The following is a 561-nucleotide window of genomic DNA, read 5'->3' as shown; positions in this document are numbered from 1 at the left end:
GTGTTATTGGCGCTAGTAACAACAGATGGTTGGGTGTCATTAAGGGCAAACCCTAACAGGTAACTTTGGTCAGGGTCGTTGTTCATGCAACCGATGAGCACATTACTGTCTGGCAGCAGTGGAAAGTGTAATCCCGTTGGTTGCTTTTGACCGCGACAGGCATATTGTGTGAGGCGCTTTACCGACTCGGTCACCTGACTATCAAAATGTACTTGCGTGGCATATTGCCCTTGGGTATCTAAGTGAGGATTGGCCTTTGACCCCGACAGCGAGTGCACTGTGGCGGTAAACACCATCGGTTTAGGACTATGCTCTGGGAGCGCGATACGTATTGGCTCACCTGAATACAGGTATAATCGCCGCCTTTCGCTGTGCCCAATTTACCATTTAACGAAAACGAATAACCGGCATTGGCTTCGGCTACGTTTCCTACCAGCGTGACTTCATTTTTACCTTGTTGATAGGCAAGCTCGAGATTGCCGGTGCGCTCAAATTGCTCAGCAGGATTTTGTGCAGCAGGCTCAAAATAGCTACGCTGGGCCGAGCTGACCGAAGTTGGCG

2 protein-coding genes are annotated in these 561 nt (G+C 50.1%); both read right to left on the bottom strand.

Annotated elements, in window-relative coordinates; all coding sequences use genetic code 11:
- Positions 1 to 278 (bottom strand): hypothetical protein (locus BB427_RS24075; RefSeq protein WP_217492883.1); only part of this gene is annotated, 278 nt, incomplete at its 3' end.
- The coding region (locus BB427_RS24335; protein WP_175401222.1) for a hypothetical protein at positions 239 to 561 on the bottom strand (323 nt) is incomplete at its 5' end. The genes BB427_RS24075 and BB427_RS24335, both read right to left, overlap by 40 nt.

The organism is Pseudoalteromonas sp. BMB (assembly GCF_001709235.1).
Lineage (GTDB): Bacteria > Pseudomonadota > Gammaproteobacteria > Enterobacterales > Alteromonadaceae > Pseudoalteromonas > Pseudoalteromonas maricaloris.
Note: the sequence above shows the minus strand (reverse complement) of the source record. Positions and strands in the feature narration are given on the sequence as shown.